This is a genomic window from Bifidobacterium santillanense (assembly GCF_018555385.1).
Lineage (GTDB): Bacteria > Actinomycetota > Actinomycetes > Actinomycetales > Bifidobacteriaceae > Bifidobacterium > Bifidobacterium santillanense.
In genome coordinates this window covers 24,045-43,946 of the sequence record NZ_JAFEJS010000015.1, presented here as the reverse complement: position 1 = coordinate 43,946, position 19,902 = coordinate 24,045, and the positions used below count along the sequence as shown (strand labels likewise).

Here is a 19,902-nt window from a genome sequence, read left to right as displayed (position 1 = left end):
ATGACATCGCGGCAACGCTCGAGCGGTCTCGAGCATGCCGGCGCCCGGACGTCGGCCGAGACCGGCTGGTCGCAGCGCGACGGCGAGACCGGCTGGTCGCACGACGCGCACCGCAGTCAGATCATCTCCGTCAACCCCAAGGAGACGAGGCTGCACGGCGCCGAGGAGCCCCGCATCTTCACCGAGAACAAACGGGGCTACATCGAACCGACCGCCCCGCCGACCGGGCCCACCGAACGGTTCCGCGATCCGCGCGCGCTGGTGGAGCACGTCAACCCGCACTTCGGCGAGGGGCCCGAATACAGCAACAACTGCGCCGACTGCGCACGCGCGTTCGAATCCTCCTGGCGCGGCTACGGCGTGGAGGCGGCGGGCCGGCGCGGGGAGCTGACCCACGTCACCGAGCAGTGGGCGCACGAGACGTACGCGCCCACCGACCCGGACGCCCTGTACCGCCAGCTGCGGGAGGCCGGACCGGGGGCGAGCGCCATCGTCGTGACCCACTGGGATACGCCCGGCGGCAGCTCCGGCGGCCATGCCTACAACGTGGTCAACCACGAGGGACGCATCCTCGTGGCCGACGCCCAGCGCCACGAGGTGCTCGACTACTCCCCCGCCACGATCATGCCCCTGCTGGAGGGGCAGACCATCACCTCGCAACGGGCGATGGCCTGGAACGCCGGGGGCGAACGCATCGACGTGAGGGACCCTGACGAGACCCGCGGAGCCGCACGATGAGCCGCGCGAGCAACCACACGAGCAACCACACCGAAGGGAAGATCATGAACGACACCACCGCACCGGCCGCCGACCCGCTGTTCGCCGGCGCCATGTCCGCACTCGACCGCGCATCCGCCGACGACGGCGCCGACGTGAACGCCGAGGCGCGCAGGGGGCTGGAGGTCCTCGACGCGCTGCGCTACGGCGACGTCACCCCGGCGGGCATGCGCCGGATCGCGTTCGACCCGCTCCCGTGGACCGCCGCCGACGAGATCGAGCGGGCGGCCCCGGGACGACCGAACATGTTCGAGCGTCTGCTGCTCGCATGGAACGAGGGCGACGGGCCGATCGACATCGCCATCCGCCGGCGGGGCGACGGCCTGCATCTCATGATCGGCGGCCTCCTCCGCGACGACCTCGTCGACAAGGCGCGCATGGTGCTCGCGCCGACGTGCGCGCTGCGCCGCATCGCCCCGGACATGGCGCCGCCGCGGAACCCGCGATGCTCCCGAGGCGTCGTGTTCCGCATGCAGGAGCCCGGCGGCGCGACCGCACCGGACGCCGGCGACGGCGACGCGACGGACGGATTCCCGCTCATCGAACGCCTGCAGACCGTACCAGGCGACTGGACGCTGGTGCTGCGCTGCACGCCGACGCGCGACGTCATGCGCTCGCGTCTTGCCTGGGAGCTCGGCGTGATCGGCGACGAATCGTCGCGCCGGCTGAGCCGCAGCGTCCGCACCGACAGCACCGTCACCGCCACGGTGACATCCGACCCGTGGCGACGGGTCCACGACTGGGCCGCGGCCTACCGTCGCTGGATGAATGAGGCGCGCGCCCGCGGCATGTGGTCGGTGCGCACCGTCGCGATGTCCGACGACGGGGACGCCGTCCTGCGGCTGACCGACGCGCTGCAGGGCGCGGCGAGGGCCTCGGACGGCACCGCGTACGAGACGTTCTCGGCGCCCGCGACGGACGACGATCGGGCTCCCGAGGCGGAAAGCCTGATGACCGCGCGAGAGATCGGCATCCTGCTGACGCCGCCGTCGTGCGGCATGCCCGGACTGTCGGTGCGCACGCCGCTGCCGGCGTCGCGCCGCCGACCCGAGGGGCGCGGACCCACGGGCGGCGACATCCGTCTCGGCGTCTTCCGCGGCACGTCCATGCGCGCGGGCATCCCCGTCGCGGACCTGCAGGGTCACGCCCTGATCTGCGGCGGCGCCGGCTCGGGCAAGTCCACCACGCTGCGCCGCGTGCTCGCCGAGGCGTGGAACCGGCACCGCATCCCCTTCCTGCTCATCGACCCGCTGAAGGACGAGTACACGCCCATCGTCTCCCGCTTCGACGGCGGTCTGCACGTGGTGCACGGCTCGCAGCTGCGCATGAACCTGATGGCCCCGTGGCCGGGGACCGGCATGGGCGACCATCTCATGAAGGTCACCGAGGCGATCCGCGGCGCGTTCGCGTTCCCGAACCCCACGCCGTTCGTGGTCACGCAGCTGTTCCGCCGTGTTGCCGAACGCTGCGGCGAGGGGACGCGTGCCGTCCCGTCGCTGTTCGACGTGCGCGGCATGGCCGATGCGTTCGTGCGCGGGCTGGGCTACGATCCCGAGGTCGAGTCGAACATCCGCGCGGCCATCGACCTGCGTCTCGACATGCTGCTCGCGCCCGACATGGCGCCGCGTTTCTGCTGGCCCGACTCGTCGATGATCACCGATCTCCTCGATCGTCCCGCCGTGATCTGCCTCGACGACATCCCCGACGAGGAGACCCGGTCGTTCCTCGTGCTGCTGCTCTGCCAGGCCGTGTGGGCGCACGCGCGCGAACGCGGCCTGTCCGACGAGGCGAGGCACCTGTTCGTGCTGGAGGAGGCGCATCGCGTGATGCCCCAGATGGGCGACGACGTGGACGACGATCCGGAGCATGGTTCGGCCAAGCGCAGCGCGTCGCGCATGCTGGCCACGATGATGGCCGAGATCCGTGGCTTCGGCGAATCGGTGATCGTGGTCGACCAGAGCCCCTCGCGCATCGCCCGCGACGCCGTGCGCAACACCGGTCTCAAGATCGCGCATCGTCTCATGGAGACGACCGACCGCAGGCTGATGGCGGACATGATCGGACTACCGGAGTCGTCGTCCCGGACGCTGCTCGAGCTCGCGCCGGGCACGTGCCTGGTGTCCTCCCGATTCGAGCCGTCGCCGCAGGCCGTGTCGATCATCGCGATGCCCGAGGCGGACGATCGGATGCATGACGGCGCGCCGGATGACGGTCCGGTCGCCGCCGCGCGCCGGACGCCGGCCGCCGGGACCGGAACGAACACGGCTCCGACGACGGCGTGGCCATGCTGCGCCGGCGATCCCGCCGCGCACTTCGGCGCATGGGCCCGCGCCGAACGGGCGGCGGGACCGATGGCCCTGTTCCTGGGCGCTGCGCTGTGGGGCGACCCCGACGCGGGGCTGATCCGCGACGTCGAATCCCGTCTGTCCCGTGTCATGGACGGGCGACGGGACGCCATCGACTGTCTGGCCTGGGCCGGTCTGCGGCATCTGCTCGACGGCGGGGACGTCGTCCCCGGGCATGCCGGGGAGATGGGCGACCACGCGTTCCGCGTCTGGCTGCGGTGCCGGCGACGGATCGGCTCAACGGCGGCGGACGGCGGGATGAACGACGATGCGGCCGATGCGCTCGCGCGGATCGCCTCCCGCTTCGAGACGGACGACGCGCTGCGCGACGGCATCGCCGACGCTCTGCTCGCCGAGGACCCGCGTGACGGTCTGCGGCAGCTCAACCTGCCGATGTGGCGCGAGCTGCTGCCCGACATGCGCGCGTATCTGCGCCGCCACCGCACGCAACTGCGAAACCTGATCGGGTCGACCGCGACGGACCGACTGCTCACGACGCTCGTCCGTCGCGCCGTGCGTCGCGCGGACCTGTCCGAGGCCGCGGCGGACGCGCTGCTGATCGCGCTCGAGGATGTGCCGGCGGTTCGTTCGTCGACGACCCACGAGCCGCCGGCGGTGAACGCGCCAGCGAACGATGAGGAGGGAGGGACCGATGGAACGCCCCTGTGACGGATCCGGCGACGCCCCGGACGACGGGCGACGGCACGACACCGACGGCGAGCGCGGCGGCGCCATCGACGCGGCTCCGGACCTGCCCGAGCCGCCGAACCGGCTCACGACGCGTCTCGCGTTGGCGCTCATGAGTCCGGCGGCGCGATGGTGGGCTCGGATCCGGACGGCGATGCGGCTGGCGTTCCTCCTGCTCGTGGCGGAGACGACCCTGATGGCGCTCGCCGACGTCAGGGATGCGATGGCCATCCACGGCGCGGGATTCGACCTGGTGATCCGCGGCGAGGTCTACGGTTCGTTTGCCGGTGCGGCGCTGCTACGTCCGCTGCTGACGCACGGCGACCTCGCCGACATCGACTCCCGCGTGTGCACCGATTCCGGCTGGGGTCTGCTGCTGCTCACCCTGCTGGTCGCCGAATGCACCGCGATGCGCCGCGGAGCCGCGGGCGACGGGAGGTCGAAACGTCGACGGGCGCGTTTCACGAGATGCCTCGCGACCGTGGCGACCGTCCTGCTGATCTCGGCGACGGTGGGGCGGCTGGGCGCGGCCGCCGGGGAGTCGTACCTTCCCCTAGCGCTCCCCGCGAGGATGTGCCTGACGCTGATCGTCCTGTATCTCGCCGTACAGACGGCGTGGCGCATCGCCTATGCGGTGGTCGAGCGCAGTCCGGCCTGGCCGGCGCATCTGTACCTGTGCGGCAACATCGTCCTCGCGGTCTCCTACGGATGCGGGAGGATGCTCTGGCACGCGCACGGTGTGCTCGAGGCGCTGCCGACCGCGGCGGCGATGACGGCGATCGTCTGTCTGCTGCTGCGCATCGACTCCCGGCTCGGCCCCTACGAACCGGAGACGTCGTTCTCGCTGGCGCGCTGGCTGGGGCTGGATCGCGGGTGACGGGAGCGTCGGCGATCGGAATCGCTTCCGGGTTTTCCGTCCGGTTCCGCACGGGATACGCCTATACGGGGCGTCACGACGGTTACAGGAACCGTCCGAACCGAAAGGATCCGATCATGGGCACCGCCATCTCCCCGCTCGCGCGTCGCGTGCGGCAGTACTTCGACGACAACGACATCCACTACTTCTTCGACGGCAAGTCCCGTTTCCGTGTCATGCTGCCCGTCGAGTGCAGGATGCATCACATCGACCTGAGCATCAACACCTGCGAGGAGATCTTCCTGCTGCTCGCGCACCCCTCCATCAAGCCCGACCGCACGGATGAGGCGACCATCCGGAAGCTGGTGATGATGCTCACGCGCGCCAACTACAAGCTGCGCATGGGCAACTTCGACATCGATCCCGACGACGGGGACACGTTCTTCCGCATCTGCGTGCCGTACGGGGACGGCGACCTGCCGTCCGAGAGGATGCTGGACGCCCTGATCGCCACCGCGTGCAGCACCTGGACGGACTACGGTGACGACTACCTGCGTCTCGTGCTCGCCGATTTCATCGACGGCGACGAGGACGGAGCTACGGATGACGAGGACGATCCCGACGAGGATGACGGCGAGAACACGGACGACGTCGACACGGAGTCCTCCTCCGAGCCGGCGGACTGACCTCCTCGGCGCGGCCGTTGGCGTTCGGTATGGGGCCTCCCCTCGTGCCGACGGGCCGAATCCCCGACGTGGTTTCCGTGGTCCCGACGGAAACCACTCCCTGCTCCGCACATCCCAACGTACGGTCCGACCAGAGGCGTTCCGGAAGAACGCAGGAAGCGCCGTCCCTCCCGAACGGGGGAACGGCGCTTCTTTTCGGCCATGCGGCGCCCATGCGCCCCGGAGCCGTGCCGGTTCATCGACTCAGTCGCGTCTGCCTTCGAGTAGCGTCAACCTGCTCAACCCGTCGTGCATCGTCGTCGGCGGGGAATTGTCACACTGCGGCGAATTACTGATGAGCGGCATCCGCGAGCGCGTGTGGGCCCGCACCCAGCCACTCGCCACCTCGTCGCTGCGCATCGAATCGTGCGACGATGAGGCGAGTTCGGGCGTCATCGGCCTGGCCCATGTGGCCATCGACCGGGGGCTGACGTCGCTGGAGTTCCTGCGGGACTTCGCGCGGCGCTAACCGGAGCCGGGAGCCAACCGGGCGACGGCCCACGACCGACCGGGCCGCCCGTCTCCCGGGCCGCACCCCTTACCGGCCGAGCTGTTCGGACAGGTCCATCCATTCCATCGTCAGGGACTCCGATTCGTCGGCCACGGCCTTGAGCTGGTCGTTGAGCTTGTTGAGGCCCTCGTAGTCACTTGGGTCGTGCGCGGCCATCTTGGCCTCGAGATCGCTCTTCTGCTCCTCGAGCTTGTCGAGCTTGCGTTCGATCGCGGCGACGCGCTTCGAGGCGTCGTGGAACGCCTTGCCGGTGAGCTTCGGCGCGGCGGCGTCCGCGGTCTTGCCGGAGGCCGAGTCGGAGGCTGCGGTCGAGCCTCCGGCCGCCAGCGTGCCCGAGGTCGCGGCCGACGCCGACGCGCCTCCCCTGCGCCCGGTCCTGTCTCCGGTGCCGGCGAATCCGGCCTTGTCCTCCGGCAGCCCCTTGCCGCTCTTGACCATCTCGACCATGTCGAGGTAGTCCTGCACGCCGCCGGGCAGGTGGCGCACCTTGCCGCCGATCAGCGCGAACTGCTGGTCGGTGACGCGCTCGAGCAGGTAGCGGTCGTGGGACACGACGATCAGCGTGCCGGGCCAGGTGTCAAGCAGATCCTCCATCACGGCGAGCATGTCGGTGTCGAGGTCGTTGCCGGGCTCGTCCATGATGAGCACGTTCGGCTCGTCGAGCAGGATCAGCAGCAGCTGCATGCGGCGCTTCTGGCCGCCGGACAGGTCGCGGATCGGGGTCATCAGCTGCGCGGACTCGAAGCCGAGCCGCTCCATGAGCTGGCCCGGGGTGACCTCCTTGCCGTCGACGATGTAGCTCGGCTTGTAGCGGGAGAGGACCTCCTTGATCTTGTATTTGCCGAGCTTCTCGAGTTCGTCGAGGCGCTGCGAGAGCACCGCGAACTTCACGGTCTTGCCGATGTTCACGTGGCCGACGGTCGGGGTGAGCGTGCCGTCGATGAGCTTGAGGAGCGTGGACTTGCCGGCGCCGTTCGCGCCGACGATGCCGAATCGGTCGCCCGGGCCGATCAGCCAGGTCACGTCGTCGAGGATCTCGCGCCCGGTCACCGTGACCTTGCGCGCGGCGGACGTGCCCTCGGCCCCACCCGCCACGTCGGCGTCCACGGGGCCGCCGCCGATGGTCTCGCCACCGGTGTTCATGCGGCGCACCTCGCGCTCGTCGTCGGCCGACGCGCCGCTGCCGCCCTCGGCCTCGGCCCTGCGGCGCGCCTCCTCGGCGGCCGCCACGGCCTCGGGCACGCCGGCATCGACGAGACGCGGATCGGTCATGTCGGTGACGGCGACCTCGACCGAGCCGTGCACCTGCGGTTCGGCGTACATCGCGTCGACCACGTCCACGCGCGACGCGGAGTCGGCGAGCGCGGCGACGTCCGGATCGATCTCGGCGGCGACGCCCTGGGGCTTCTCGAAGATCTGGGTCACATCGACGAGATCGACGACCTGCTTGCCGAGACGCGAGGTGGCCATCTGCTTGAGCTCGAGCGTGTTGCGCATCGGCGGCACGTCGGCGATGAGCTCGCGCGCGGCCTTGACGTGGAACTTCTGCTTGGTGGAGCGGGCGCGGGCGCCGCGGGAGAGCCAAGCGAGCTCCTTGCGCGCGAGGTTGCGGCGCTTGGTCTCGCGCACGTCGGCCTGGCGGTCGCGTTCGACGCGCTGGAGCATGTACGCGGAGTAGCCGCCCTCGAACGGCTCGATCTGCCCGTCGTGGACCTCCCACATCGACTCGCACACCTCGTCGAGGAACCAGCGGTCGTGGGTGACGAGCAGCAGCGCGCCCTGTCCCTTGGACCAGCGGTTCTTGAGGTGTTCGGCGAGCCAGTGGATGGTGACGACGTCGAGGTGGTTGGTGGGCTCGTCGAGCGCGAGGATGTCCCAGTCGTGCAGCAGCAGGCGGGCGAGGTCGGCGCGGCGTCGCTGGCCGCCGGAGAGGGATCCAACCTTCGCGTCGAGGCTCATGCCGCCGAGCAGCGCCTCGACGATCTCGCGGGAGGTGTTGTCGGACGCCCATTCGTAGTCGGCGCGGCCCTCGAGCGCGGCCTCGCGGATCGTGGCGTCGTCGTCGAGCGGATCGCGCTGGTCGAGCATGCCGAAGGTGAGTCCGCCGCGCTTCGTCACGCGGCCGGAGTCCGGCTCCTGGGTGCCGCGGAACAGGTGCAGCAGCGTGGATTTGCCGTCGCCGTTGCGGCCGACGATGCCGATGCGGTCGCCTTCGAACACGCCCTGCGTCACGTCGGTGAAGATGGTCTTGGTGGCGAAGGCGAGCGAAACGTGTTCCAGTCCAATATCGTAAGTCGGCATGACTCACCAATGTAGCCCATGGCCGCAACACGCCCGTCCTGCCTTTCCTAGGCACTTTTCGCGTTTCCTAGGCAGGTACCCCGCGCCGCCATACCGCGGAACGCCCTTTCCGAGGGACCGGCCGCGGGACTGGGTGCCTAGGAAGTGACGAATGTGCCTAGGAATTCACTCGAAGGACGGTTCGATGCCGGCAATCCCCGGATTCTCAGGAAATGACCGGATCCTTGGGACGGTTCTCCTCCTCCTGGCGCACGAGACGGCGCGCATAGCTGTTGCAGCGGGCCGCGAAGCCGGTGAACACCTGATCGGCGAGCGGGTGCAGCAGCGGGTTGTACTGGGCGAAGTCCTCGCGCAGCTGCGACTTGGAGCCGCCGGCGGCCTTGAGGTCCTTGACCATGCTCGGCTCGTCGAGCCATTCCTCGAGCAGCGCGGAGCTCACCTCGAGATGGAACTGCAGTCCCAGCGCCGATCCGGCGCGGAACGCCTGCACCTTGGTGGCGGAGGAACGGGCGAGCAACTGCGCGCCCTCGGGCAGGCCCACGACGTCGCCATGCCAGTGGAGCACGTTGAGCTGCTTGTCCCACATGGAGAAGTAGTCGTGCTTGTCCACGCGCTTGATCGGGCCGAAGCCGATCTCCGGGGCGTCGCCGTGACGCAGCTTCGCGCCGAGCGCGGTCGCGATGATCTGGTGTCCGAGGCACACGCCGAGCACGGGCTTGTTCACGGCGATGGCGGCGCGCGCCAGCTTCGCCTCGGCCTTGAGCCCGGGGTACTTGTCGTAGTCGGTGGCGCCCATCGGCCCACCCATGATGACCAGACCGGCCACCTCGTCGAACGACGGCAGATCGGGTTTCTTCTTGTCCGCCACGTTGAGGATCTGATAGCCGAGACCGATCTCGTCGAAGGCGGTGGCGATGCGCCCGGGCTTCTCCCAGGGGACATGTTGCAGAACAAGCACTTGTGGCGTCATGCCTCCTATTGTGGCACGACCCGCGTAAACACGGGACACACGCGTCTCCGTGCCCGCAAACGCCCAATTCCATCTGGGACCTATCCTACGTGGGGCCGATCCTACAGGAACGGACGCCCGGAGCCCGTCCCCGAACGAATCCGCGCTCGATCCTATAGAATCGGACGTTCCAAGCCCATTCCCATGCAAATTTGCGCCTGATCCTATAGGAACGGACGCGAATCATGTCCTTCCATACTCCGGAAACGTCCGATCCTATAGGATCCGACGCAAAGTACATCCCCGCAGACCCCAAATCGTCCGATCCTATAGGAACGGACGTTCCGACGGCCCCTCCACGCGGATTCGTATCCGATCCTATAGGATCGGACGCGGATCCCACCATTTCACACCCGAAAACGTTCGTTCCTATAGGAACAGACGCGAATCATGTCCCTATGCACCCCGGAAACGTCCGATCCTATAGGATCGGGCGCAACCCCGCACACCCCGCACGCGTACGAGCCCAGGGACTGTCCCCGAGCCGATTGCATGGGGGAGGACGCGGGCGGAGGCCGTGGGTGTACTCTTGACGTATGGGAAACAGCCAAGAACCGCATGATTTCAATACTTCCGTGTTGCCGACCTCGCTGACGCCGGCGAAGGTCTCCCCGCTCGCCGCGGGACTCAGGCTCTACGACACCGCCTCGCACACCACGAGCGTGTTCACGCCGATCAAGCCCGGCGAGGTGGGCATCTACGTGTGCGGCGCCACCGTGCAGTCGTCGCCGCACATCGGCCATATCCGCGCGGCCGTCGCGTTCGACATCATCCGCCGCTGGTTCCTCAAGCTCGGCTACAAGGTCACGTTCGTGCGCAACGTCACCGACATCGACGACAAGATCCTCGACAAGGCCGCGGCCGCGGGTCAGCAGTGGTGGGCGCGCGCCTACTACTACGAGCGCGAGTTCACGCAGGCGTACGACACGCTCGGCGTCCTGCCGCCGACGGTCGAGCCGCGCGCGACCGGCCACATGTCCGACATGATCGACCTGATCCAGCGCATCATCGACAACGGCCACGGCTACGTCGTCACCGACGAGCACGGCGAGCCGACCGGCAACGTGTACTTCGACGTCGCGTCCTGGCCGCACTACGGCGAGCTCACGCACCAGAAGCAGACCGCCGAGGTGGACGAGGCGGCGGCCGTGGCCGACCGCATGGGCCCGTCCGTCGACGCCGCGGGCGACGACAAGTACAATCCGGTCGATCCGGCCGACGCCTCCCCCGACAAGCACGATCCGCGCGACTTCGCGCTGTGGAAGGCACCGAAGGACACCGATCCGGAGGACGCCCGCTGGAACACCCCGTTCGGCGTGGGCCGCCCGGGCTGGCACATCGAGTGCTCGGCGATGAGCCACCGCTACCTGAAGGACGGGTTCGACATCCACGGCGGCGGCCTCGACCTGCGCTTCCCGCACCACGAGAACGAGATGGCGCAGACCCGCGCCGCCGGCTACGAGTCGGCCGCGCGCTGGATGCACTCCGCGTGGGTGACCGCCAAGGGCGAGAAGATGTCGAAGTCGCTGGGCACCGGCCTGTCCGTGCCGAGCGTGCTCGCGGAGCACTCCGCGTGGGTGGTGCGCTATGCACTGGGCGGCGTGCAGTACCGCTCGATGCTCGAATGGTCCGACCAGGCCCTCGTCGAGGCGCAGGCCGCGTACGAGCGCATCGCGAACTTCATCGAGCGCGCCGGCGTCGCCCTGGGCGGCCAGCCCGCGCGCGAGGAGATCGTCGCGGTCCCGGCCGAGGAGCTGCCGGCCGACTTCACGTCCGCGATGAACGACGACGTCAACGTCTCCGGCGCGACGGCCGCGATCTTCTCGGCCGTGCGTTCCGGCAACACGCTGCTGTCCAAGCTCGCCGACCACGCCGACTCCGACGAGGCGAAGTCCGAGGTGCGCGACTCCCTGGTCGCCGTGCGCGCGATGCTCGACACGCTCGGCCTGGACCCGCTGGCCGAGCCGTGGGTGTCCTCGGGCGCGGCCGGTGCGGCCGGCGACGGCGAGGACGTCTCCCCGGAGCACAAGGCGCTCGAGGCCCTGATCGGCGAGCAGCTCGACGCCCGCGCCGAGGCCCGCAAGGCCCGCGACTTCGCGAAGGCCGACGCCATCCGCGACGCGCTCGCCGCCGCGGGCGTCGCCATCGAGGACGGTCCGCAGGGCTCCACCTGGTCCCTGAAGTGAGGTAGTCCCGCTCCCCCGCACGGCGACCGGACGCCGTATGACGGATGTTCCGCCCCCATGACGGGTTCCCGTGCGGCATGAACGCGCAACGACGATGAAGGTCCCCCGATCCGCAATGGGTCGGGGGACCTTCATTGTGTCATACGGGAAACCACCGGACTCGTGGTCCCCGATGCGTCACGCCGCTTCGGGGACGACCGGGAGCTCTCTCCGGGAATCCGCACACGTCCCCGAGGAACGAGTCGCCGCCCGCGGCTTCTCGGAACCAAGGCCTAGTCGAACACGAAGTCGACGTCGACGATGTGCAGTCGCCGCCTGAGCTCGCGCTCGAGCGCACGCTTGCACTCGACGAGGTCGGCCACGTCGATCACGTCGCTCACGCCGGCGAGGTACACGTCGACCGTGTAGTTCATGCCGGTCTTGAAGATCAGCGTCCGCTCGTACTCGGTGCCCTTCGGCAGATGCCGCAGCGCGACCTCCTCCACGTGCGCGTTCGTCTCGTCGTCGTCATGGACGCCGCCGACGAGCTCGACGAACGCCTCCCTCAGCACCCCGAACGGCTCCCTGATCGTGCAGGCGACCAGTGCCACGGTGATGAAGAAGTCGCCGGTGTAGTGCAGGAAGCCGAGCGGACCGGAGACCGGCAGCACCAGCAGCGCGACGGCCACCGCGCCGATGCCGGCCGACATCGCGCCGTCGACGAGCGTGCTGTTGCATTCGGCGGCGAGCATCGTGCTGGAGTCGCGGATCGCGCGGTTGGAGCGGCGGTAGAACGCCCACAGCGAGAAGCAGACGACCACGGTGACGATCTCGTAGATCACGACCGGACCGGTCTCGATGCGTTCGCCCTCGCCGAGCACGAACCAGTCGTAGGCGACCTGCGAGACGTCGATCAGGGAGTAAAGGAGCAGGGAGAGCGTGAAGATCGCCTTGGCGATCGCGTAGATCGGCTCGAGCGCGAACAGGCCGTTGGGGAAGCGCTCGGTGGTGCGCACGGTGCGCGTGGAGAGGTACACGGCGACCAGTCCCGACAGGACCGAGATCGCGGTGAACGAGAAGTCGAGGAACATGGCCTTCAGGCCGGTCATGAAGAACACGGCCATGCCGGCGGCGACCTGAAGCGCGTTGACGACGATGCCGACGGTCAGGGCGCGACGCTCGACCTGTTTGTGGTTGACGGTGCCGGAGGGATCGGATACTGGGGACGGACCGCGGCCCGACGGCTCCTCCCGGTCGCCGGGGACGGGGGCGATGCGACGCGCGATGCGGCCGAGAATCCTCCCGGCCGGCGTACGCGCGGCGATATCGGTGACTCCGATGGTATTGGTATCGGTCATATATGGTGGGCCTTCCGTTGCTTGGCTTGTCTGCGTTGGCCTCAACCCGCCACAGGGCACGGCTCACAGCAGTCAAACTCAGGGGTGTCCACGGAAATCGACAGGGAGGGCCGCGCGACGCGGAACGGGCGTCCGATGCGGCCGATAAAGGTCAATATCCACGGAAAATATCTTGTCGTTCCATGGTATCGGACGCCCCTTACCGAGGTTTCGCCCCGGGCCGACGCTCTCAACTCCTCGGCGCGAATTGTTTGCGCCCGGAGGCCCCCAACGCAAACAATTCGCGCATAGAACCGCTGGGAGCGAATTGTTTGCGCCAGACACCCCTCCGGCGCGAATAATTCGCGCCGAGATTCGGTACGCGCGGGAATTTTGCGCCGAGGGACCGTGCAGCGCAAGGAATTCGCGCGGGGGGATGGCGGGTGGGCGGCCGGGCCACGGCGCCGTTCGGTTTTCCCGCGTCGCGGCTAGACTTGACCCATTATGGCAGCATTTAGTTCTTTGACTGACAGGCTCTCGAATGCGTTCAAGCATCTGAAGAGCAAGGGCAAGCTTTCCGAGACGGACATCGACGGCACGATCCGCGAGATCCGCCGCGCGCTGCTCGACGCCGACGTGGCGCTCGAGGTGGTGCGCTCCTTCACCGCGCGCGTGCGCGAGCGCGCGCTGGGCACCGAGGTGTCGCAGGCGCTCAACCCGGCGCAGCAGGTCGTCAAGATCGTGGACGAGGAGCTCACCGACGTGCTCGGAGCCGGCGTGGACCGTCCGCTGAACTTCGCGAAGAACCCGCCGACGATCATCATGCTCGCGGGCCTCCAGGGCGCCGGCAAGACGACGCTCGCCGGCAAGCTCGGCTACTGGCTCAAGGACTCCGGCCACACGCCGCTGCTGGTCGCGGCCGATCTGCAGCGTCCGAACGCCGTCACCCAGCTCCAGGTCGTCGGCGAGCGCGCCGGCGTGCCGGTGTACGCCCCGGAGAAGGGCGTCCAGTCCGACGGCGGCGACGACGTCACCGTGCCGGGCCTGACGACCGGCGACCCGGTCAAGGTGGCGCGCGATTCGATCGCGCTGGCCAAGCAGAAGCTGTACGACACGGTCATCATCGATACCGCCGGCCGTCTGGGCGTCGACGAGGAGCTCATGCAGCAGGCGCGCGACATCCGCGACGCCGTGCAGCCCAACGAGATCCTGTTCGTCATCGACGCGATGATCGGCCAGGACGCGGTCAAGACCGCGAAGGCGTTCGACGAGGGCGTGGACTTCACCGGCGTGGTGCTCTCCAAGCTCGACGGCGACGCGCGAGGCGGCGCGGCCCTGTCGGTGGCGTCCGTGACCGGCAAGCCGATCCTGTTCGCCTCCACGGGCGAGGGCTTCAAGGACTTCGAGGTCTTCCACCCGGACCGCATGGCCTCGCGCATCCTCGACATGGGCGACATCATGACCCTGATCGAGCAGGCACAGAAGCAGTTCGACGAGGCGGAGGCCCGCAAGGCCGCCGAGAAGATCTCCGACGGCTCGTTCGGTCTGGACGACTTCCTCGACCAGCTGCAGCAGGTCCGCAAGCTCGGTTCGATGAAGTCGCTGCTCGGCATGATCCCGGGCATGGCGGCGCACCGCAAGGAACTGGAGATGTTCGACGAGCGCGAGGTGGACCGCACCGAGGCGATCATCCACTCGATGACGCCGGCTGAACGCCGCAACCCGAAGATCATCGACGGCTCCCGCCGCGCCCGCATCGCCTACGGCTCGGGCACCACAGTCTCGCAGGTCAACGCGCTCCTGCAGCGCTTCGAGCAGGCCGCGAAGATGATGAAGCGCATGTCCAACAAGGTCGGCGGCGGCATGCCCGGCTTCGGCGGCCCGGCGATGGGCGGCAAGAAGGGCAAAGGCAAGGGCAAGAACAAGAAGAAGGGCAAGTCCGGCAACCCGATGAAGCGCGAGGCCGAGGAGAGGGCGCTGCGCGACAAGCTCGCCGGCAAGTCCTCCGGCGCCTCGGGCGGCTCGGCGTTCGCCAAGAAGCCGCAGAACCCGGCCCTGCCGGCCGGCCTGCAGCAGGCCCTCGACGCGAACGGCGGCGAGCTGCCCCCGAACTTCGGCGGCGGTCTGGCCGGTCTGCTCCACTGACATCCCCATCCCTCAAGGATCGAGAGGCTCCCTCAAGGGGGCCTCTCGCCGTATTCGAAAGGACCTCGTCCAAGATGTTGATGACGATCATTGCCGCGTGGGTGCTCGTATGCATAGTGTGGATCCTGCTGAGCGCACTTCCCGCGGGTCTCGAGGCGCGCATGCCGATGCCGTATCTGATCGCGCTGATACCGTTCCTGTGGGTGCCGTCGCTCGTTCTCGCCGCGCTGGCCGCGTGGGCCGGCGAGTGGGGCGCGGCCTGCCCGCTGCTCGTGGTCGCGCTCTCCGCGTCGTCGCGCCGCATCGAGTACTGGGGCAAGGGGTTCCGCACGCGTCCGACGCTCGGCGACCGGATCGCCGCGAAGGCGCGCGGCGTCGCCACCGGGGGAACCACCGCCGGCGGCGCGTCGCGTGAGGCCTCCCGCGACGGGGGCCGGGGCGCCGCATCGGTCTGTGCGCCGTCGTCGCTGCGTCTGATGACGCTCAACTGCCGCTACGGCCGCGCCGACGCCGATCAGATCGTGCGCGAGGTGCGCGGGCGCGGCATCGACGTGCTGGCGCTGCAGGAGGTGAGCGACGATCTTCTCGCACGGCTCGACGCGGCCGGCATTGGCGACGTCCTGCCCTACCGGCAGTCGGGCGAGCCGAAGGCGGAGGTCGATAACGGCGGGTACAACGTGCTGTTCTCGGCGTATGAGCCGGCCGCGGCGACGGCGAGCGTCGTCATGATCCCGGCGGCGGACGTCCCGGCGATCACGCTGCGTCTGGCCGACGGGCGCACGGCGACGATCGCGTCGGCCCATCCGCGCTCCCCGATGCGCGGCTGCGCGGACTGGTCGGCCGGCATCATCGGCCTCGGCGAGCTCGCCCGGGCCGAGCACATCGGCGACCGGAACATCGCGGTCGTGATGGGCGACCTCAACTCCTCGACGGAGCATCCGAGCTTCCGCGCGCTGCTCAGGTCGGGCTTCCGCGACGCGAGCCTGACGCAGGGCAGGGGCCCGAACCTCACGTTCCCCCGCTGGACGCCGTGGCCGCGCATCGAGCTCGACCACATCCTCGCCACCCCCGGCGTCTCATTCCGCGGCGTCGAGTCGTTCGTCGTCAACGACACCGACCACCTGGCGCTGACCGGCACGATCGCGCTCAAGCTGAAGTAGCCGCGAAGGGCCGGCGATTCCGCGGCGTGTCGCCCGGTCCCCGGCCCGGCGCTATAATGGGCCAGTTATTCGCGCGCGTGGCGCCCTCTACACCCCGTGTCGCGAGGAACACGTGGGCTCGGCGAGCTGCGCCCCACAATGCGAACCGAAACCACAACCCTAGATATACAAGGAGAGCCGTTTTGGCAACCAAGATTCGTCTCAAGCGCATGGGTAAGAAGTTCTACGCGTACTACCGCGTGGTCGTCATGGATTCCCGTACCAAGCGCGATGGCCGTGCCATCGAGGAGATCGGTACCTACGATCCGAACACCCAGCCGTCGACCATCAAGATCGACTCCGAGCGCGCCCAGTACTGGCTGGGTGTCGGCGCCCAGCCGACCGAGCAGGTCTACAAGCTGCTGAACATCACCGGTGACTGGCAGAAGTTCAAGGGTCTCGACGGTGCCGAGGGCACCCTGAAGACCGTTGAGGCCGGTCCGGACGCCGCCGCCCGCGTCGAGGCCGTCGAGGCCGAGGCCCAGAAGCTCAAGGCCGCCAAGTCCGAAGCCGAGGCGAAGGCCAAGGCCGAGGCTGAGGCCGCTGCCGCCGCCGAGGAGACCCCGGCCGAGGACGCTCCGGCCGACGCCGAGTGAATCCCCGCGCATAGCGCATAAGCACGCATAGGAAGGCTGGTCATGCTCGCACAGGCTGTGGAACACCTCATCAAGAACATCGTGGATTTCCCGGATGACGTGTCCGTCAAGTCCCACGAGAACCCGCGCGGCGAACTGCTGCGCGTGCGCGTGAACCCGGAGGACATCGGCCGCGTGATCGGCCGCTCCGGCCGCACGGCCAACGCGATCCGCACCGTGGTCCAGGCGCTGTCCGACCACAAGGTGCGCGTCGACATCATGGACGTGCGCCGCTGAGCCCGTACGGCCAGACGACGTTCATCGCACGATGACGGTGGTGCCGGCCTTACGGTACACTGCTTGGCATGGCAGATCAGCAGAACATGCAGGACGACCCTCAGCAGCCCGAGCTGCTGAGGGTCTGTCGTATCGGTAGGGCCCAAGGCATGAAGGGCGAGGTCACCGTCCAGATCTTCACGGACGAGCCGGAATGGCGCTTCGAGCCCGGCTCCGTGCTGTACTCGAAGGACGGCGCGACCGAATACATCATCGAATCCTCGCGCACGTTCAAGAACCGTTGGATCATCAAGCTCGAGGGCTGCGACGACCGCAACGCCTCCGAGGCGCTCAACGGCACGGAGCTCTACGGCGAGGCCGAGGACCCCGAGGACATGCTCGAGGCCGACGAATGGTACCCGAAGGACCTCATCGGACTCGAGGCCCGCATGGACGAGGAGAACGCGCTCGGCGCCGAGGCCGGACTCGTGATCGGCAAGGTCGTCGACGTCATCGACTCCCCCGCCCAGTCCCTGCTCAAGATCCGTTTGGCCGAACCGGTCACGGTCGGCACCGCCAAGGACGGCACGCCGGTCATCGAGAAGACCGCGCTGGTGCCGTTCGTCGATCAGATCGTCCCCGAGATCGACCTCGAGGAGGGCTACCTCACCCTCGACCCGCCGGGCGGGCTGATCCCGGGACTCTGATTCCCATTCCGGGCTCTCCCGGACTCCGGAACTTCCCGCCGGGCTCCCCGACTCACGGGCTCCCCGGCCCCTCATACCGGGACGCCCTTCATCCCGGACACGGAACCGCACCCTGATCGTCGGACCGAAGCAATTCAGATCCGATGATCGGAAGGTGCGGTTTCTCATGCCCGGATGAAGGGCGTTCCCGTCACAGGTCGATCTTCGGCGAGGCGTCGAGCAGCGTGCGCGTGTACTCCGCCCGCGGATGGTTGAGCACGCGTTCGGTCGCGCCGCTCTCCACGACGCGGCCGTGACGCAGCACGGTGATCACGTCGGACACCTCCTGCACGATGCCGAGATCGTGCGTGATGAACAGGCAGGCGAAGCCGTGCTCGCACTGCAGACGGTGCAGCAGGTCGAGCACGCGGCGCTGGACCGTCACATCGAGCGACGAGGTCGGCTCGTCGGCGATGAGCAGCGACGGGTTGAGCGCGAGGGCGCGCGCGATGCCGACGCGCTGACGCTGACCGCCGGAGAGCTGGTGCGGGAAGCGGTCGGCCACGTCGGCCGGCAGCTCCACCTGGTCGAGCAGCTCGAGCACGCGCCTGCGCTTCTCGTCGGCGGAGAAGCCACCCTGCACGCTCATCGGCTCGGCGATGCTCCACGCCACGGACTTGCGCGGGTTCAACGCAGAACCGCTGTCCTGGAACACATATCCCATATGCGACAGGATCGTCCGCTTGCGACGGCCGTGGGCGCGGGCAAGGTCCTCCCCCGCGATCAGCACACGTCCCGCAGTGGGCGCGAGCTGGCCGGAGACGACCTTCGCGATGGTCGTCTTGCCGGCGCCCGACTCACCTACGAGCGCGCGCGTACGCCCCGCGACCAAGTCGAAGGAGATACCCTCGACCGCGTACTTGCCGGGCTTGTACGCAACGGCCACATCCTCGACCGAGGCGATGCGCTCGCCGTCGCCAAGCACGGCGCGTTCCTCGTCCGTCCCCGTTACACCGTCCGTTCCTACAGAATCGGACGTTTTGACGGCCGGCTCGCGCCCCGAAACGTCCGTTCCTACAGGATCGGATGTTTGGCGCGCCGGTTCGTGCACCTTGGCGACCGTTCCTGCAGGATCGGACGATTCAGGGGCCGGATTACGCACTGTGGCGACCGTTCCTATAGGATCGGACGTTTCGGCGGTCGGAGTGTTCGCATTTGCGTCCGATCCTGTAGTATCGGACGTTTTGAAGGTCGAATCGTGCGCCTCGACGTCCGTTCCTGCAGGATCGGACGGCACCGCGGCGGGCGACTCCACGTGCAGACGCGGCACGGCGGCGAGCAGCATTCTCGTGTAGTCGTCCTTCGGGGCGCGGAACACGTCCGCGACGCTGCCCTGCTCGACGATCACGCCGTCGTGCATGACGTAGACGTCGCTGGCGGCCTGCCACACGACGCCCATGTCGTGCGTGATGAGCAGCACGGCCAGGTCGAGCTCGGCCGCGAGCCGCGAGATGAGCTTCAAAATGGCCTGCTGGGTGGTCACGTCGAGGGCCGTGGTCGGCTCGTCGGCGATGAGCACCTTGGGGCGGTTGATGATCGCCATCGCGATCATGACGCGCTGCAGCTGGCCGCCGGACAGTTCGTGCGGGTACGACGACCACACGCGCTCGGCGTCGTCGAGCCCGACCTCGCGCAGCTGCTCGAGCACCTTCGCCTTGCGCTCGGCGGCGGACAGGCCCTTCTGGTGGTACTTGAGCGATTCGGCGACCTGCATGCCGAGCGTGAACACCGGGTTGAACGCGGTGGACGGCTCCTGGAACACGGTGCCGATGTACTCGCCGCGGATGCGCTGCAGTGGCGCGTCGGCGGCGAGCAGGTCGATGTCGCGGCCGGTCGCGTCGGCATTCCCGGAGGATGTCCCGGACGTCCCGGTCCCCGCGGCCGCGGTCTCATCGAGATACGCGTGTCCGGTGACGGTCGCGACGGACGGGTCGAGTCGGGGCAGCGCCATCGCCGTGACCGACTTGCCGGAGCCGGACTCGCCGACCAGCGCGGTGATGCGCCCCGGATACAGCTTCAGGCTGACGCCGTGGGTCACCTCCCGCTCGTCGAAACTGACGGACAGCCCGTCGACGGTGACGATCGCGTGCGGCTCGGTCATTGCTGCTCCTTGGGATGGTTCCGTAAAGATCCGTAAAGAATATAGGGCGCGCCCCGGGCCGTCGGGCCGATGGACTCGGCCGGCGGCGGGGCGCACTGCATGGGATGCGTGGGTGTCGCGCGGCATCCCGGCGCGCGTTGGCGGAAT

Annotated in this window: 15 protein-coding genes; 11 read left to right on the top strand and 4 right to left on the bottom strand. The window is 68.7% G+C overall.

Translation table 11 applies throughout. The annotated features are described in order from the left end of the window. The 5 genes from JS528_RS10785 to JS528_RS10765 all read left to right on the top strand — a co-directional run bounded on the left by JS528_RS10785 (window position 1) and on the right by JS528_RS10765 (window position 5,859). A complete protein-coding gene (locus JS528_RS10785) occupies window positions 1-738 on the top strand; it encodes a toxin glutamine deamidase domain-containing protein (RefSeq protein ID WP_214359043.1) in 738 nt (245 codons plus the stop codon). Between the two features lie 44 nt (window positions 739-782). After that, entirely contained in the window at window positions 783-3,791 is a 3,009-nt protein-coding gene (locus JS528_RS10780; RefSeq protein WP_214359042.1) for an ATP-binding protein, read from the top strand. Continuing rightward, window positions 3,775-4,686 (top strand): hypothetical protein, encoded by a 912-nt coding sequence (locus JS528_RS10775; RefSeq protein ID WP_214359041.1) that lies wholly within the window; start codon window positions 3,775-3,777, stop codon window positions 4,684-4,686. Before JS528_RS10780 ends, JS528_RS10775 begins: the two co-directional genes overlap by 17 nt. 116 nt (window positions 4,687-4,802) lie before the next feature. Further along, window positions 4,803-5,351, top strand: a complete 549-nt coding sequence (locus JS528_RS10770; RefSeq protein WP_214359040.1) for a YbjN domain-containing protein — start codon at window positions 4,803-4,805, stop codon at window positions 5,349-5,351. 310 nt (window positions 5,352-5,661) lie between these two features. Continuing rightward, window positions 5,662-5,859: a hypothetical protein gene (locus tag JS528_RS10765; protein WP_214359039.1), complete on the top strand. Its 198-nt coding sequence runs from the start codon at window positions 5,662-5,664 to the stop codon at window positions 5,857-5,859. A 69-nt stretch (window positions 5,860-5,928) separates the two neighbouring features. Here JS528_RS10765 and JS528_RS10760 read toward each other — a convergent pair whose 3' ends face one another. After that, window positions 5,929-8,202 carry an ABC-F family ATP-binding cassette domain-containing protein gene (locus JS528_RS10760; RefSeq protein WP_214359038.1) on the bottom strand — a complete coding sequence of 758 codons (2,274 nt, stop codon included), beginning with the start codon at window positions 8,200-8,202 and terminating at the stop codon, window positions 5,929-5,931. 205 nt (window positions 8,203-8,407) lie between these two features. Continuing rightward, window positions 8,408-9,172, bottom strand: a complete 765-nt coding sequence (locus JS528_RS10755; RefSeq protein ID WP_214359037.1) for a type 1 glutamine amidotransferase — start codon at window positions 9,170-9,172, stop codon at window positions 8,408-8,410. A 575-nt stretch (window positions 9,173-9,747) separates the two neighbouring features. On the opposite strand from JS528_RS10755, the gene cysS reads away from it, so the two are divergent. Beyond that, complete coding sequence (gene cysS, locus JS528_RS10750; protein WP_214359036.1) at window positions 9,748-11,397, top strand: cysteine--tRNA ligase; 1,650 nt, start codon at window positions 9,748-9,750, stop codon at window positions 11,395-11,397. A 272-nt stretch (window positions 11,398-11,669) separates the two neighbouring features. On the opposite strand, the gene JS528_RS10745 is transcribed toward cysS, so the two are convergent. Continuing rightward, the gene (locus tag JS528_RS10745; protein ID WP_214359035.1) at window positions 11,670-12,734 is read right to left on the bottom strand and encodes a cation transporter; all 1,065 of its coding nucleotides are present in this window, start codon (window positions 12,732-12,734) and stop codon (window positions 11,670-11,672) included. A gap of 483 nt (window positions 12,735-13,217) precedes the next feature. Between JS528_RS10745 and ffh the strand changes: the two genes are divergently transcribed. From ffh to rimM, 5 genes are all read left to right on the top strand, one after another. Further along, complete coding sequence (ffh, locus tag JS528_RS10740) at window positions 13,218-14,858, top strand: signal recognition particle protein (RefSeq protein ID WP_214359034.1); 1,641 nt, start codon at window positions 13,218-13,220, stop codon at window positions 14,856-14,858. A gap of 80 nt (window positions 14,859-14,938) precedes the next feature. Beyond that, window positions 14,939-16,018 carry an endonuclease/exonuclease/phosphatase family protein gene (locus JS528_RS10735; protein WP_420838217.1) on the top strand — a complete coding sequence of 360 codons (1,080 nt, stop codon included), beginning with the start codon at window positions 14,939-14,941 and terminating at the stop codon, window positions 16,016-16,018. Between the two features lie 182 nt (window positions 16,019-16,200). Then, a complete protein-coding gene (gene rpsP, locus JS528_RS10730; RefSeq protein ID WP_214359033.1) occupies window positions 16,201-16,653 on the top strand; it encodes a 30S ribosomal protein S16 in 453 nt (150 codons plus the stop codon). Between the two features lie 42 nt (window positions 16,654-16,695). Further along, the gene (locus JS528_RS10725; RefSeq protein WP_214359032.1) at window positions 16,696-16,929 is read left to right on the top strand and encodes an RNA-binding protein; all 234 of its coding nucleotides are present in this window, start codon (window positions 16,696-16,698) and stop codon (window positions 16,927-16,929) included. Window positions 16,930-16,997: 68 nt separating this feature from the next. Next, window positions 16,998-17,615, top strand: a complete 618-nt coding sequence (gene rimM / locus JS528_RS10720) for a ribosome maturation factor RimM (protein WP_214359031.1) — start codon at window positions 16,998-17,000, stop codon at window positions 17,613-17,615. Between the two features lie 190 nt (window positions 17,616-17,805). On the opposite strand, the gene JS528_RS11665 is transcribed toward rimM, so the two are convergent. After that, a complete protein-coding gene (locus JS528_RS11665; protein ID WP_240541463.1) occupies window positions 17,806-19,755 on the bottom strand; it encodes a dipeptide ABC transporter ATP-binding protein in 1,950 nt (649 codons plus the stop codon). Window positions 19,756-19,902: the final 147 nt, after the last annotated feature.